Here is a 17136-nt window from a genome sequence, read left to right on the forward strand (position 1 = left end):
GCGATGTATAAAAATAAAATTGCATTTTTCTTAATAGCACTTCTCGTTGTAACAACTGCCTTTGCCGGGACTGGTAAATCCGTGGGTACCTATGGTGCTCTGGAACTTACCATTCCCACCGGTGCCAAGGCTGTTGCTCTCAGCGAGTCAAATATGGCCGTTATGGCCGGTGCAGACGCCATGTTTTATAACCCGGCTGGCATTGCCAAGCTGAAAACTAACATGGAAGCACAGCTTTCACATTTGAACTATTTGGCAGACATTGGTGTGTCTTATGCTTCATTTGTAACCAAGTTTGGTAGTAATGCTTTTGGTATCTCTGCCAAGACATTGACCTTTGGTGATATTCTGCATACCACGGCAGAAGATCCCAATGGCTATCAGGAATCATACTTTTCGCCTAAATACATCACGGTCTCTGCTTCATTGGCCAAGATGTTTTTCGACCGTGTTGCTTTTGGTGCCACGTTCAAGGTGATCAGTGAAACCTTTATCCAAACATCAGCCACTGGTGGTGCTTTTGATATGGGTGTTCAGTATAAGGCTGCTAACATGCCTTTAAGTGTTGGCGTTACCTTGAAGAACATCGGTGTTAAAATGGCATTTTCCGGTAATGATCTGGAGCAAAAGCTTGATCCTGCGGGATCTGAAGAAGGTACGGTTGCAGAAAATTTTGCAGTCGTTGCTCAGGCTTTTGAAGTTCCAGCCTCACTGGATATTGGACTCAGCTATACAGTTGCCAACATGGTTAATCTCCATGGTGTATTCAAAAATAACTCCTTTGGGTTCAATGAATATCGCCTTGGTGCTGATTATGCCATGAAAACCGATGCCTTTTGTCTCTGGGCCGGCGGTGGTACCAGCATGTTTTCCGTTGATGACGATACTGATGGATGGGATGAAGCCCTTACCGACAATACTTATGGTATTTCCTTCGGTGGTGGTATCAAGATTCCCGTATCAACTTTTGTCTTCGGTGTTGAATATGGTTATAAATCAACTACGATTAATGGACTTAACGATCTAAGCGTATTGGCGTTTACTTTCGGTTTCTAATCCAAGCTAGTTGATCTAGAATATAAAGAGGGTCATTCTGCAGAGAGTGACCCTCTTTTATATTTCATGGATAAGACATCCCCGTGAAGACGCGATTCATCGCGGCTTTCTCCATCTTTGCGATAACTAAGACTGCTTGCCACGGCGTAGTCTGGAAGACATAGACTGGTGGCAATCTCCATCACGAAGACGAATACCAGGTAAATAGAGATGAAAACCTTGATCGGATAGGCGTTTGTTAATCGCACATTACTTATTAAAACAATTTTTTAGATCATTTGACATTGAGCAGGTGCTCTTACCTCTGTAATAGAAATATGACATGCTTCAGAATTGACCGACAGACCCGTTGAATCTGTTCAGCTTACCATGGATCAACCAGAGCACGAATAGAGAAAACCCTTTATAAATAAGGCTTCACAAGGTGTAATAAAAAACTTGCCCTCGGAATTAATTTTAACTAAACTTCACGTCGATGCGTTATGAATGAACGTTAGTGGAGGTTTCATAAATGAGAAGGCATTTTTGCTTGCAGTGCATGCTGGTTCTGCTATTGGCCGCGCAATTGGTAATGGCGGGAACCACAGGGAAAATCATGGGAAAGGTCACCGATGCTTCAACCGGTGAACCATTGATCGGTGTCAATGTTTTTATCAAAGGATCGAACCTCGGTGCAGCTACTGATGGTGAAGGTCAGTACTACATTATCAATATACCAGTTGGCGTTTACTCTGTGCGAGCCCAGTACATTGGCTATACCCTGATCGAGATTCAGGAAGTACAGGTCAATGCAGACCTGACAACTCCCCTTGATATTGAGTTGGCCTCTGAAATTATTGAAAGCTCGGAAGCGGTTATTGTTGTGGCCAAGCGGGCTCTGGTTCAAAAAGATTTAACTGCCAGTCGCCGAACCCTTGCTGCAGAAGACCTGGAAGACATGCCGGTTGCCAATCTTGAAGGTGCCGTAGCCCTGTCTGCCGGAGCCGTCAATGATGGCGGTTTGCACCTGCGTGGTGGCCGTGCCAGTGAAGTTGTTTACCTCTTTGATGGGATCGCTCTGAATGATCCTCTAACTGGAAATCCTAATGATACTGACGTACCGGTCATGGCTGTTGATGAAGCCAATATCCTGTCTGGTGGTTTTGGGGCAGAATATGGTAATGCCCAGTCTGGTGTGATCAATGTTGTCTCTGCCGAAGGTGGTCGCAACATATCCGGTAAGGTGAGGTATACAACTTCCGCTATTGTCGCTGATGCTTTTACTGGTGAAGATCCCCACGAACGTCAGAAGCTGGAGTTCAGTGGAAATCTACCCCTTCTGTCAGCTAAGTTGAATTTATTTGTCTCAGGTGAAATTGACGAGAACTCCGGTCGTTTCACCAATCAGTACGGTGACCTGAATAACTATACGGCCAAACTCACCTACCGGATCACTGATGCCATTAAAGTTAATCTCAGCACATTATATACCCGATCCATTAGTCAGTGGGGCTATTCCCATGCCTATAGCCATACAATTTTAGAAGATCGGATGCGCTCCTATATGCCCCGTTATCTGGAGTCCTATGACGGATCTATCGAGGGTGAATTTGCCAATGGAACACTCCTGGATGAAGAAATACCGGACTACTATCTGAATTGGCTACAGTCGGATGGTCTCCAGACTGAAGATATCAACGGTAACGGTATTCTGGACGCCGGAGAAGATGTCAATGACAATGGTAAGATCGATACCGAGGGTCTACTTGATTATTGGTATGGTAATGGCCAGCTGGATACGGAGGATATCAATTTTAACGGTGTTCTGGATGATGGTGAAGATCTGAATGGCAACGGTATCCTGGATTCCGAGGACGTTGACCGTAATCGGAGTCTAACCAGCTACAATATGTCTGATCGTTTACCCTGGACAGACCGAACCAGTAATCTGGTTATGGGTGGATTCACCCACTCACTTTCCCCAAAAACATACTATGAGATCAAAATAGCTCGTTACGAGACCTCCCTTAATAACAATATTATCGAGCGGGTCAATGAGGACCGGAATTATAACGGTGTTCTGGACGATGGCGAAGATCTGAATGGCAATGGCATTCTGGATGCCTATGATGCTGACAAGGCAGTCTGGGGTTTTGATGACAGCCAGGATATGTTTCACGATTCCAATAACAATGATTATGTAGATGAATCAGAACGGGACTGGGATGGCGATGGCGATATCGACGATACCGACAGGGCGAATTGGATCGACTGGGTTGATTTTCCAGTTGATGAAGGGTTCAAACATTATCGCGATTTCTATGGAGTAGGACCTCATAATCCTTATACCTATAACCGGGATCACTGGCATGCCGATAATAAAGTGACCACAACTGTAAAAGCCGATCTGGTTTCCCAATACAATAACAACAATAAGGTCAGCACTGGTTTGGAATACAAAGGCTATGACCTTTTTAATCATGATCCACCAGACCGTTACGGTTATGCTGAGAGTTATACTGTTACACCCTGGGACTTTTCAGTCTATGCCAATGACAAGATGGAATTTCCCGGTCTGATCATGAATATTGGTCTGCGTTGGGAATGGTTTGATCCAAATCAGGATTACCCTGGTGATGTGACTGACCCCACCTGGACTTCTGGAGATTATGCTGATTGGAATGGTGATGGAACTCCGGAGTATTATGATGAAGCTCTGTCAAGTACATACAAACATAAGCTTAGAGATATGAAAGATCCGCAACCGGGTAAGAGTAAAATGAGATTTGCGCCCCGTCTGGGTGTCTCCCATCCCATCACTGACCATGACATGCTCTACTTCAATTATGGTCGCTATTATCAGAGACCACAGCTGAATTACCTGTTTAGAAACATCACCTATAATATGGGTGGTGGGTTTCCCATTGTAGGTGATCCTAATCTGGATCCTGAGTTAACTACATCTTATGAAGTGGGTGTCCGTCATGAATTCAACAATTCAATGATGGTCGAGGTCAAAGGATTTTACAAAGACATTTACGGTTTGACCGATACCAAAGCGATCTACTGGACGGTTTCAGATTGGTACACGACCTACTTCAATGCTGATTATGGATCTGTGCGTGGCTTTGAGTTCTCACTGGTCAAGATGCCTCCCGGTTTGATTTCCGGTGAGTTGAATTACACTTATTCCATTGCCAAGGGAAAAGCCTCTGCTGCCGGTCAGGGATATACAACAGAATGGTCAGGAAACATCGTACCCACCTTCGAATCCTTCCTGGACTGGGATCAGACTCATACCCTGGCTAGCAATATCAATTTTAGATATCAAGGCTTCTTGGCCAGCATGGTTGTGACTGCTGGTAGTGGTACTCGTTATACTCTTCCCGGTCAGGGTCGTCTGATCGTAGAGAATGAGGGTGTTCTGCCGCCTACTTCCAGGACTGACCTGCGGTTGTCCTATCGCTATCATTTAGGCAAAACCAATGCACAGGTCTTCATGATGATCACCAACGTGTTTGATGCCCAAAATTTCAACGGTGTTGCTGATGTTGAGTGGTACCATACTTATCGTATGCTGGCTGAAGCCCACGATGCCGGCGATCTTACCGATGCTGAGTATCTCGCCCAGACTGATAGCGATAATGATGGTGAAACGGATTACAATAAATCACATCCTGAAATGGGATCTGATCTAAACCCGGCGATCTATGCTGATTCACGCCGGTTTCAGATTGGGTTCTCTCTTGGTTTCTAAATATTTAGGAAAGTTAGGTCTATAATTTATGAAAGTGGCGTATTTAAATCTAGTCAGTACCCTTGTTGTTAGTCTTCTATTGCTATCTGCTCCTGAAGTGTTGCAGGCCCGCAATAAGTTGCATGACGAACAGGGTGGCAGCCAATTGGCCAAACCATCAGCTCGTCCTGAGAAAGCCTTTTTTATTCATACTACGGGTAACCTCTGGACTTCTGTTACCAACTATGGTAGTGTCGGTGACCCCAATTTTGAATCTGCAGGAAGACCGTCCATGCAATGGCCGGGTGGCTCAAATAATAACTATTTGTACGATTCTGGAGTTTGGGTAGGAGCAATGCTGGGTGGAGATCCAGCGGTAACCTCCTATTTCTATAATCCTGATCAGGAGTGGCTGCCCACTACAGGAATCCCTGGTGAGCTTGGGACTACTGTCGGTGGAACCAAGGCAAAATCACTGGAAGACAGTTATATGGTCTTTGATGATCTGGAGGCGCACTCTGAAAGTAGCCACCTGCCCCTGGGTGTCCGTGTTGCTCAACGGGGTATGACCTGGAGTCTCCCTGATTATGATGATGCCATTGCCTTTGAGTATGAAGTGTTCAACACCGGTTTGAATGGTGACCTGACAAACGTTCATGTGGGCTTCTGGTATGATATTGATGCAGCGTCAGTCGACAATTCCATGTTGGCAATCGATGATCTGGTCGATTACGATGGATGGGATGAAGGTGACACTGATACAGATATCCTCGATGCCGTTGATCCTTATGATCTAAACGGTGATGGATGGACTGGCTACGATGAATATGGTGTTCCCTACTATCGGGACCAGGGACACAATCCCAATTATAACCCTGATTTAACCGAGGCAGACGGTTTTTATGATGAGTGGGGCATTGTATTTGACGCTGCTGCACCTGTGATCAACTGGCAAAGTGATGTTGAAGATTTAGGTCGCTTTGCTGGAGAACCGGCCATTGTTGATGGTGATACGCTTCACGGGTATATTTTCCCCCGAAGCCTGTCATATATCTATGATGGTGATGATCCAGTGTCATCCAGCAATGATTATGGTGAGCGTGAAATGAGTCCAAACGTGGATGGTTTTCTGGGAGGCATGTTACTGGCAACCGGAGCACCGTCGCACTTGATAGAGGGTCGCGACTACACGGCCGCCGTGTCACATCAGTGGTGGAACTGGGAATCAGATCCAAAAACTGATGATGATCGCTGGGATTACATGATGGGACAACATGTGGCGAGTCAATCCAAGAAGTTTCTTGATAATCCCCTGGAACTGGGATTCCCGCAGTTTGACTATCGTTATCTGCTGACAACCGGTCCCTTTGATCTACCTGAGGGTAGCTCAATTAAACTGGTCTTTGTTAGTGTTATTGGCCGCGGTCTGGAAGGACTGCGTCAGAATGCTGACAACCTTGTGGAAGCCTATTACTCAGGTAGTGAAACCAGTGATCCATATAATCCAAGTAACTGGGATGAGGATAAACACTGGGTGCTTCCCATCCCGCCAGCTGTACCGAATCTTTCCTATTCACCCATTAATAATGGCATCGAGTTGGCTTGGGATCGTACAGCAGAGACCGGTATTGACCCCAATCTGGGACAAACTGATTTTGAAGGTTATCAGCTCTATCGTTCTACATACAATCCTCAGGGTTGGGAGATGATCTACTCCTACGACAATGTAAATGGTGCCGTTTACATCGTTAACCAACAGGGGGACACTCTGAACCCCAAACTGGATGGTATGGATACTCTCTTTGTGGATGAAACTGGCTGGGAAGAATCCGCTGGTAGCTGGATTCTGGTTGACCTGCCGAATATCGCTCAAACCTATCAGGATCTTGGTGGTATGACTCCCTGGGGTGTATCGATTGAACCTCCCATGAATAGCATTCCCTATTTTTATGCGTTGAGTGCTTATGATCCGATCAAAACCGCTGCCGAAGCTGGACAAGATCTGCCCAGAGCATATTCTCCCTTAAGCAATTACAAAAAGACTTTGTCTGGAGCGCCTGTGGCAGTTTTTCCTTCACGTCTCTACGAAGTAGGGGAGAGCGTGCCCAGTTTGGATGGCGTAAAGGTTGTGCCTAATCCTTACCGTGGTACGGCACTCTGGGAAGCCCAATACGAAGATCGGCTCAAATTTGCCGGATTACCACCAGTGGCCAAGATCACCATCTTTACCCTGGCCGGTGATATGGTGATTGAGATTGAGCACACCAATGGTACGGACTATGAGTTCTGGGATCTGGTCAGTCGTAACAATCAATCTGCTGTCAGTGGACTGTACCTGTATGTCGTTGAAGCCCCGGACGTTGATGTCGTTGGGCAAAGTTCAACGAAGATGGTGAAAAAAGTTGATAAATTCGCACTGTTTCGTTAAAGAAAGCAGCGAGAGAGACTATGAATATGAAATTTAAAGCAATTGTCTTAATTACCTTTCTGCTCATCGGACGTGGTGCTGTTGGTCAGGAAATATTTGAAAAAATTGGAACTGCTGGAGCTCACTTCCTGGATATATCTCTGGATGCCAGAGTCCGGGGTATGGGAGACGCTTATGCTGCTCTCACCATGCCGGATGCTTCCGCCAGTCATTACAATCCGGCCACATTGGTCTTTGTGCCTTCCTGGAGTACTTCATTCGGAATGGTGAACTATTTTGCCGGTATATCGGTAAATGGTGGTTCAGCCGCTTATCGGCTGGATGGCATTGGCACCGTGGGACTCTCCTTCAGGGGCTTGAATTCAGGTACCATGGAAGAGACCACGGTTCTGCAACAGGACGGTACAGGTAACACCTTTGAATGGTCAGATGTAGCAATAGGTTTGAACTTTGCCCGTTCTTTTACGGATCGATTTGCCTTTGGTATGAATCTGAAATACATCAAAGAATCAATTTCCGCTTATGATTTGAATGCCTCGGCCTGGGCGGTGGATCTGGGCACATATTATCGTACCGGTTTTCGCTCTTTGCGTCTGGGTATGACCATCCGGAATTTCGGTCCGGAACTGGATTTCAATACCAGTTTCACCGATTTTAATAATGGTGAGATCGTACCGGAGCCAAGTGAGTATCACCCCTTCCACATGCCGCTGACCTTCCAGGTTGGTGTAGCTATGGATTTTCTTGAAGATACGAACAATCATTTTTTAACAGTTGCGATTGATGCAGTGCACCCCAACGAAGCCGCTGAACGCTTGAATATCGGAGTTGACTATCGCTTTATGAATACCATTCACCTGCGTGGTGGTGGCTGGCTCGCTCCTGAGAATACTTCTTATGCTGCTCTGTTTGGAGGGGTTGGGATAGAAGTGGCTTCAATTGGTCGGTTTGACTACGCCATTTCCTCCTATGATCTCTTAGGGGCTGTACATCAGTTTTCATTGACAATATCACGATAAGGATAGGTCTAGCTATGATTTTAAAGCATAAAACAATTGATATAGCTCTATCGTTTATCCTGTCCAGTGCAGTGATCTTCGGTTCAGCTCCTGAACTTCAATTTGCCGGTTATCAGCCGGATGACAATCAATTGGTTCTGGTTTTTGATCAGGATGTGAAGGTTGATAATGTCTTTCTTGGCCTGATCTCATTTGATGATGATAATTCTGGACCCAACACCGATCTCTTTTTGCAAGGTGGTCAGGTAGTAAACCCTGCCGGGTTGGTCCTCAATGATACCATTATTATTCATCTTATCTATCAGGACATTATAGACAGTTTTACCGGCAGCTTTTTCGGTGAGAATGCCTACCTGTTTGAACTGTGGGGAACTGATCTGGATCAGATTAAAACCCTGGAAGGTATGGCTACCGATAATTTGACACTCCAACTGGATGCAGGTGCTTTCATTTCAGAAGATAATGAGATGTGTTTGGCCCAAGCTGTGGCGTGTACCGTTGCTCCGGATAATTCCCGGCCGGTCATTGAATCAGCTGTTTACGATGCCAACATCAACACCCTTACGCTGACTTTCGATAGTTATGTTCAATATGATCGATTGGCTGAAGACCGCTCTATCGCCGGCGGACCGGGAAATGGATTACTCCAAAACGCCATCCCTGGTAATGATGACGGAGAAGATCGCAACGATAATGGCGCCCTGGACTTTGAAACCAATATTCAACCTTTTGAGATCGGTCTGGTTGGTTCTGCCGGCAGCATGACGCTGGAAAATATTGGGAGCCTGGTTCAGACAGAGGATTCTGATACACTTGATATCGTTCTTACCAGTAATGATGCAAAACGTCTGGAAGCCAGTGTTGGATTGGATGTTTTAAATCTGGCAGTCAACGAATGGGCTTTTGTAGACACAAATTATAACCCGAACCTGGCCAGCAATGCCAGTGTGTCCGTTATTTCGGATTCAGTTGATTTTGCAGCTGATTCAGCCGTTTATGATCTGTCCAAGAACATATTGAGTATTTATTTCTCCAATATGTTTGCTGCAGGTCGTACCATTGGTCTCACGAATCCCAGCCCGGTATACACCAAGTTCAATCTGAACTCGGCTGCCGGCAGCTATTCTTTGAATGGCGTTGAGGGCAACCCCTCAAGCTTATCTGGGTTCAACAACACCGCTTTTAAATTCAAATTGCCCATAGGTGATCAAGCCGGAGTGGAGGGACTGTTGGACGGTTCAGCCTTGACCCTGTCTGTCAATTCTTTCGCGCTTTATGACAATTATAGTAACGGTAACAGTGAATTTTCCGGTGTACCTGTAAGAGTAACAGAGAACAGCTCAGCCAATGAGCAACCACCTATTCTGGTGACTTCGAACTATGATGTTGAACAGCACACCCTGACCCTGACCTGGGATCTGAATCTTGGTGTTGGTTTTTATCAGGGAGATGCTCTCACCGGGTTAGATAATGCCGATGAACAGGAACTTAGCGGACTTTATCTGTATGATAGTGTTGCAGATTCTGCCATTGTTTTAGGCACTGGATCCGTATACTACTCCGGAAGCAAGAAAAATACTTACATCCAGCTTTCTGAGGCTGATGCTATCACACTTGAGACCTATGCAAATCTGGACGACCTGAGTACTTACATCGATCGAGATGTCTTTAATGCCTTCTTGTTTCTCAATGGTAATGCTGCTGTTGGAGCAGTGGATTCGATCCGATTTGAGGTTGTGGCAGATACAACAGCTCCTGTGATCGTGGGCTCGCGATTGAATGTCTTTACCAAGACCATCGAAATTGAGACCAATGAACCGGTGAGTTACGCTAGTATCACAGTGGCTGATTTTGCTTTAGCCGGTTTGAATCTGAATGGAACCATTTTAAATGAAGCCGAACTCAATTATGGCAGGCAGATCGAGCTGGAGCTTGATGAAGCCTCCTTTAATGCTTTTGAAGCCCTGGTCGATAGCGTTCGCATTGCTCCTGATCTAACCGTAAGTGCTGGAGCATTTACCAATATCTCAAGTTTGACCTCAGTGACAGATACACTCAGTTCGGCAGTTGGCAGAACCTTCTATTTGCGAAGTTTCGAAGCTTTCGCACCCGGTCCGAAACTAAGGTTTGGAGCGCTGAAACTGATTGGTGAATCCTGTGATATCTATGTGGATGATGAAATGTGGGCTGACGGCAAAGTCAGTCAAGCCAATCTCATTGAAATTCAAACTGCTTTTGAGACCTCCACTCCTGTAGATAGTACCCGGGGTATCCAGGCCATTGTTGATGCCTACTATGGTGGTATCCTTGATACTGATGGTAATGATAAAGTAGTGTTCTTTCTGGCAGATCTGCTGGATGAATATGATCTGGGGCGAAATGATACCCAGGATAGCTTTTTTGAGAGTGGATTTGTGACTCTCCAGGATACTTCAGATGGACAATATTCCAATCATAGTGATCTGATCTATCTGGATGTTGACCCACAGCTCGTGGGTGTAGCTCCCTATTCTGAATGGGATGAGAGCATGTTCAATGCCCTGACCTATCAATACACCCTGTTGTCAGCCATGACCAACAAACCAGAGCAGGAAAGATGGATTAATTATGGTGTTGCCTTGAAGATGCAGGAGCAAACTGTAGGCAATATCAAGTTTTTTGGTGATGGTGTTAACACTAAGGCCACTGCCAATAATGAGTTGACCTATATCGCTCAGAGTCTTCTGAAGTCCCGGGGTGACCTCTTCAATGTTTATAATTATTTCACTTATCTGACTGAAAAGTTTCCCGGTGCAACTGATTCACTGGCGATCATCAAAACGATCGCAGCATCAGATGTAATCGGTATCGCTGCTGTCGATGCTGCCCTGGAAGAGTTGGGGTATAGCATAAGTGCAGCCCAATCCTACCAAAACTATGCAGTGGCCTGTTTTCTAGATCTGACGCAATACAGTGACAGTGATAGCGCGAGGTACGGCGGAATCTATAATTTTCAGGCATTAGCCCTGGACGGTGCTCCTGGTGGCAAGAACGCCGGTAATCTGGCCTGGGATAAAGCTTCTGGAAGCGGGGCACCCTTTGCCAAGGATCTGATTCAGCCCTGGTCTTTCAATTTCTATGTTGCTCGTTCCTATTTCATCGATATTGAGGGGAATTTTAACATCGTTTCCCCTGATCTAAATGCAAGTGATACGCTGGTGTTCGATGGCTATGACGGAATCAAATTCATGGCCAGCAAGGTTCTCTTGCATAGTGGCTATCTGGATCCCATGACCCGCGATTATGAGGTTGTTGATTTTGATCTGGATCCGCTTACCAGTCGTGGTCAACTCCCAATGACGACGGATGATCTGTTTTCATTTCGGTCAACAGTACCTGACACTGCAAGAGGCGTTCAGCTTCTGGCTTTGGTGGTTGCCAAAACAGATTATGCCCAGCCACCGGTTACCTTTGATTATGTCTTTACCAACGTAACCAGTAAACCTGAGTTTGGCGATTTCTATGCCGTTCAGAATCCAGATGCTGAGAATTACCTCGATCTGTTTGTCGTTTCAGAGCGTCCTATCTACGGCCTTACTGGTGAAGAGGGAGCTGTGGCTCAGATCAATGGTCTGGTTGATACGACCCTGGTTGAGTTGCCCCTTTTGGATGGCCGAGACGGAATCGTTTCCATCTATTCCGGGAAATACACGCTGACCGCCGAAGGAGCCTACAGTCTGGTCTTCAGTGGTCGTGATCAAAACGGGGTTTCACTGGATCCGGTTACCCGGAACATCAGTATTGGTCTGGCCAGACGGAATAGCTCGCTGGCCATGCTTTTACCAGACGGATCGGGACAGTTATCCATCCCGGAAAACGCAGTCTCATATTCCCGCTATATCGTGGCGGGTCGATTGCATGAGCATGAAAGTGCAGGGATGGGAGGGATACCGGATTTACCGGATGGTATTCAATCGGTTTCCAATATTTATTATATCGGTCATGATCAACTCCGGCTGAACCGGGAAGCAACTCTGACCCTCTCCCTGACCTCAAATCAGCTGGAGCAGGCTGCTACTCTTGGTGTCTATCTGCTCCGTGATGAGCACTGGCGCTATCTGGGTGGAATTGTTGATGTTGCTGATCAACAGTTGGATGTGACCACTGGTCAGTTGGGACGCTTTGTGATCGCAACAGGGGATCACCCACAGGCAGAACTATTCATTCCCAAGGTGTTTGCTCTGGAGCAGAATTATCCCAACCCGTTCAATCCCTCGACGACTATCTCGTTTAGCCTACCCCGGGATGCTGCTGTAACGGTCAAGGTGTTCAATATGCTGGGGCAGGAGGTTACCACGCTGGTGGATGGTCACTATCCTGCTGGAATGCATGCCATCCAATGGAATGCACGCAATGGGAGTCCGGCTCAGGTTGCCTCAGGAGTATATTTTTATACGATTGAAAGCGCGGATGTCCGGCTGGTCAAAAAAATGGTCTTGTTGAAATAAGGGTGGTGAAGAGATGAAAATTAAAATATTGATGTCCCTTGTCTTGTCTGCCCTCATGTTTGGTTGTGCCAGCGAGTTTAGTGACAATGCGGATTATTTGACAGAGCCTCCGGAATCATTCGATGACCTTATGATTCAGGGTTGGGCTGCCTTTGAAAGTGAACGTTATGCAACTGCAATAGAAACCTTCTCAGCTGCTGCCGAAAGGAAAGCTACCCTGCCGGAAGTCTATCTGGGGTTGGGTTGGAGCAATATCCGTGATCTGAACCTGGAAAACGGTCGGATCTATCTGGGCTCGGCCATTGCCTTTGCCTTCCTGGACGAAGAGAATGGTGCCGGGATAGAGTTGGATGCGCAAGCTGGTTTGGCTGGGATCGCTCTCATCGAAGGAGAATATGATCACGCAATCAGTTATGTCAGCACCATTATTGCCGCTGATCCTGATTATGAATTTGGTCACGATACTGAAATAAATCTGAATGCCTTAAAACGGATCAGAATGCTCGCTGCTTACTACCAGGGCGACTATGCTGATGCTTTTCAGGAAGTTCTGGACCTTGGTCTGGAGATGTCCAGTGTTATCCGGGAAACCCCAGTCTCAGGCAGTGTATCTGCACTGACCGTGGTTGACTCCGGGTTTGTTATCACTCCAGGTGATACTCTCTCAACCCCCTGGTTGAGCATTAGTGCGACAGGTCACAATTTAGAGTTGGCTGATTATGTTATTCTGACCGGACTAAGTGACAATGGTGATGGAGCACTCACACCCCTGGTTGACAGCTACTCCAGGAATAGTGGTTGGAAGATCAAGTACATTCTGGATGACGACACATTCCTGCTTTCAGCAATTTCTACTGCTGATGCAGGTTTGGTAAGCTCCATTTCTCTAGCAAACGCCCATTATTTCGAAGCCACGGGCCAGGCACTGGCAACAGCTGGATCCGAATTAAATGGTCTGCTGAATATCAATGTGTATTCAGGCCGTCAATTAATCCAGGTGAATTCAGTGACAGCAGTTGTGGATGACGGAGCCAGCTACAGCGTAACTGATATTGATGAAGGTCACAATCAGTTCCAGATTTTTGGAAATCCAGTATTTACAACTGGACAACGAGTATCAGTAGACTATTATTACACTGATAATTTTGGTGCATTTCTATCAGATTTGATAGATTTAGTAAGTACGTTAGAATAAGTAGGCTACACAAATATCCTAAAAGGAGGATGATGTATGACAAAGAAGCTACTTGCAATCACATTGGGACTATTGCTTATAGTGCCGGTAACGTTTGCGAAAATTGATGGGCCAAGTCCCCAGATACAAGGCAACAGCGTTCAAGTTTTAATGCCCGGTACTGGACAACAGGTTCCATCGAATTTACTCGAAGTTAAAAAGGTTGGTAATTCTGACGATTTGGAAGTCATCAGGATCAAAACCGCCAGAAATGAGACCACGCCCGCTGCAGAAGCAACTCGCGAAGATCTGCTCTGGACACTCAAGCATGTCGATGATAATGCTGAATATTATCTGGGTTCAGGTGCAGCAGAAGATACTTTCGCTGTAGTTTTTACCCCGGCAGCTCCTGCTGTAGTCACTGAAGTATATGCTCAGTGGTTCACTCCGGGAAACATCAATGCTTTTGGTGCTGATTATAGTGCTGCAGCTGCAGCTATCAGCCCTGATGGTGAGTGTAGCCAGATCGACCGTGGATCCTTTGATGGAACACCTATTGGCGAAATGCGTACTACCATCACCCCCAATACGGTTGATGCCTATGTAGCCGATTGGTCCTATCAACTGGACATCGGTGGTACTTTTGTGGTTGGTGATTCCACTGACTTAAGCAATGTACCCCCTTTTGTTATTGGATTTGTTAAGGGTGGTGAAACTCCCAATCCACTGGCAGATGCCACTGATGATCAGGGCAATATCAGTTATACCTGGCTTGGTGGTCCTTGGACTGAAGGTTTGTGGGGTCGCTACAGTGGTGCAATTGATGTCATGATGATGGTTAAGGTAACTTACCCCTGGGGTGCTCCCATTGCTGTAAATTACTTATCACAGGCCAACAACACTTATGACACTGATGGTCCATTCACTATCGTTGCTGATCTGTTTGATGATGATCAGGATGGTGTAGCCATTGATGCCAACGATACGATCGTTTTCCATTGGGCACTGAATGATGTTGAGACTACTGGTTCAATGACTGCTGGTGAGACATTGCCTAATGGTAATGGTCTGTACACCTATGATATCGCAGGTGCTTTTGAACCTGGTGATAAGATCTCATACTGGATTACAACTGTTGATAATGATGGTCTTCCATCAGAATCAATCGCATTGAGTTTCTTTATTACAGAACCAGCCAATCCAGATGCTGACCTGCTTATCGTCTATGATTCCAATAATGACGATCAGCTAGCCAATGCTCTTTTTGAGACGGTTGCCAGCGATCTCGGTATTGTTTATGAGTACTGGAATACCTCTGTTGAAGCTGGTATAGATGCTTCCATCATCAATGCTGGTTGGTCAAATATCGTTGTTTATGGCTGGGGAACTACCAATGTTCCTGCTGTTGCCGGTGAATATGATCCTGGTTTTGCAGCCTTCCTGGACAATGGTGGTAATTTGATCCTGTCTGATCAGGACTGGTATTATGGTCATGGTCTGCCTGCTGAGATAACTTTTGCAGCTGGTGATTTTGCTTATGACTATTTTGGTATCGGATCCGGTACCAATGATCCTGCTGATGAAGATGGCGTTTCAACTGCTGATACCATGTTCTATGGTATTGGTGGAACCGAAATGGATTTGGATTTTGCATCCACACCATTGGTTATTCAGCATAACATCTATGGTACAACCAACTGGGGTGACCCGGTTGTTCCTGCCAGTGGCACAGCTCTGTTTGCTGGTGGTGACGGTCTGACCTATGGAGTTGCCTATGAATCAGGTACCTTCCAGACCGCTTATTTTGGCTTTATGATCGATGCAGCTGTTGATACTGCTGCAGATGGCTCTTTGACCTATGAGCAGTTCGCCGATTTCTTTACCGGTGCACTATCCTGGATGGGTGTCAGTACACCTGCCAAGATCTCTGAAGTTTCTGGTCCTGGTGGAACCGTCCTTTCAGGTCCCTATGCTGTAAGTGCAACTATCGTTGATGCTGATGGTGATGCCATCACAGCCAACGTGCTGTTCAGTCCTGACGAAGGTGCCAGTTGGACTTCAATTCCCATGACCGCTGATGGTGATGTCTATTCAGCTGAAATTCCTGATGTATCCGAAGCCGGATTATACTATTGGGGTATTGAAGCTGTATCAGATGGTGATACCAGCACCATGCCGCCAGCCAACGAAGAAGCTTACGAGTTCGAACGTTTTGTACCGACTGCACCGACTCTGGTAGTATTCAATGGTTTGGCCACTGCTGGTTATCCTTCTGATTACTATTTCGGTATTGGCGACTATACGAACTATACAACAGCTGATTTTCCACACGATGTCTGGGGTAAAGCTCTTACCGCAGAACTCGCCTCGGAATATACCACGATCTATGAGATCACTACTGACGGTCCGGTTTATGACCATCGCGCAGTGATCACCGCCTGGTTGGCCGAAGGTGCCAAGAACTATTTCCTCGCTGGAGATGAATGGTTTGGTGCTTTGGCAGGTTGGGCTGATCTGGATTTTGTAGCTGGTGATTTCGAATATGATGTGTTGGGTGTTTCCCACAGTTTTAATGACATCAATGCCAGTTCCGCTGGAGCAGATGCCATTGAGGCCGTTGCTGGAAACGTACTAACAGGTGATCTTTACACTGCTCATACAGCAGTTGGTGATACACTTATGTATGATCCTGTCTATGAGATCGATGTCTCTAACTGGTTAGACGGATTTACCCCTGTGAATGCTACTGATGTCAATATGACCACCTTTGGTGACACTCCGATCGCTATCGGATTGAACCGCGAAGTGGGCGATGACAAAGTTGTCTTCCTGGGCTTTGATCCGCTCAGTGTGAATGCCACACCTTATACCTGGTGGGGTTTTGCAGCTGAATCACCTCAGACCATGTCACTGACCTGGTTTGGTATCCTGACCGGTATTGATAATCGTGCCAGTCTGCCAACTGAGTTTAAACTTGCTCAGAACTATCCAAACCCCTTCAATCCGACTACAACCATCGCCTTTGAGATTCCAAGCTCAAGTGATGTTGTGATCTCCGTATACAACATGCTGGGACAGAAAGTTGTTGACCTGGTCAACAGCAACTATGCACCTGGTGTATACAACGTGATGTGGAATGGTTTGAATACCAATGGCAAACCAGTTGGTTCCGGGCTGTATATTTACCACATGAATGCTGGTAAATATTCCGCAACAAGTAAGATGCTTTATCTGAAATAAATCATCTCACTTCAGTT

Annotated in this window: 7 protein-coding genes; all 7 read left to right on the forward strand. The window is 46.1% G+C overall.

The window, feature by feature from the left end; translation table 11 throughout:
- The first annotated feature begins 3 nt into the window (after positions 1-3).
- The 7 genes from U9Q77_09660 to U9Q77_09690 all read left to right on the forward strand — a co-directional run bounded on the left by U9Q77_09660 (position 4) and on the right by U9Q77_09690 (position 17119).
- Positions 4-1056, forward strand: a complete 1053-nt coding sequence (locus tag U9Q77_09660; protein ID MEA3287623.1) for a PorV/PorQ family protein — start codon at positions 4-6, stop codon at positions 1054-1056.
- Between the two features lie 511 nt (positions 1057-1567).
- Complete coding sequence (locus U9Q77_09665; protein ID MEA3287624.1) at positions 1568-4792, forward strand: TonB-dependent receptor; 3225 nt, start codon at positions 1568-1570, stop codon at positions 4790-4792.
- 28 nt (positions 4793-4820) lie between these two features.
- Positions 4821-7199: a hypothetical protein gene (locus tag U9Q77_09670; GenBank protein MEA3287625.1), complete on the forward strand. Its 2379-nt coding sequence runs from the start codon at positions 4821-4823 to the stop codon at positions 7197-7199.
- A 26-nt stretch (positions 7200-7225) separates the two neighbouring features.
- Positions 7226-8218 carry a PorV/PorQ family protein gene (locus tag U9Q77_09675; GenBank protein MEA3287626.1) on the forward strand — a complete coding sequence of 331 codons (993 nt, stop codon included), beginning with the start codon at positions 7226-7228 and terminating at the stop codon, positions 8216-8218.
- Positions 8219-8232: 14 nt separating this feature from the next.
- Positions 8233-12705: a T9SS type A sorting domain-containing protein gene (locus U9Q77_09680; GenBank protein MEA3287627.1), complete on the forward strand. Its 4473-nt coding sequence runs from the start codon at positions 8233-8235 to the stop codon at positions 12703-12705.
- A gap of 13 nt (positions 12706-12718) precedes the next feature.
- Positions 12719-13900: a hypothetical protein gene (locus U9Q77_09685; GenBank protein ID MEA3287628.1), complete on the forward strand. Its 1182-nt coding sequence runs from the start codon at positions 12719-12721 to the stop codon at positions 13898-13900.
- 36 nt (positions 13901-13936) lie between these two features.
- Complete coding sequence (locus U9Q77_09690; protein ID MEA3287629.1) at positions 13937-17119, forward strand: T9SS type A sorting domain-containing protein; 3183 nt, start codon at positions 13937-13939, stop codon at positions 17117-17119.
- The last annotated feature ends 17 nt before the right edge of the window (positions 17120-17136 follow it).

Source organism: Candidatus Neomarinimicrobiota bacterium, from assembly GCA_034716895.1.
Taxonomy (GTDB): Bacteria; Fidelibacterota; UBA8477; order UBA8477; family JABMPR01; genus JABMPR01.

What these genes read in the sequence shown, in the direction of transcription:
- U9Q77_09675 (MEA3287626.1), top strand. Translation starts at nt 7,226, where the DNA reads ATGAAATTTAAAGCAATTGTCTTAATTACCTTTCTGCTCATCGGACGT.
- U9Q77_09660 (MEA3287623.1), top strand. Translation starts at nt 4, where the DNA reads ATGTATAAAAATAAAATTGCATTTTTCTTAATAGCACTTCTCGTTGTA.
- U9Q77_09665 (MEA3287624.1), top strand. Translation starts at nt 1,568, where the DNA reads ATGAGAAGGCATTTTTGCTTGCAGTGCATGCTGGTTCTGCTATTGGCC.
- U9Q77_09670 (MEA3287625.1), top strand. Translation starts at nt 4,821, where the DNA reads ATGAAAGTGGCGTATTTAAATCTAGTCAGTACCCTTGTTGTTAGTCTT.
- U9Q77_09680 (MEA3287627.1), top strand. Translation starts at nt 8,233, where the DNA reads ATGATTTTAAAGCATAAAACAATTGATATAGCTCTATCGTTTATCCTG.
- U9Q77_09685 (MEA3287628.1), top strand. Translation starts at nt 12,719, where the DNA reads ATGAAAATTAAAATATTGATGTCCCTTGTCTTGTCTGCCCTCATGTTT.
- U9Q77_09690 (MEA3287629.1), top strand. Translation starts at nt 13,937, where the DNA reads ATGACAAAGAAGCTACTTGCAATCACATTGGGACTATTGCTTATAGTG.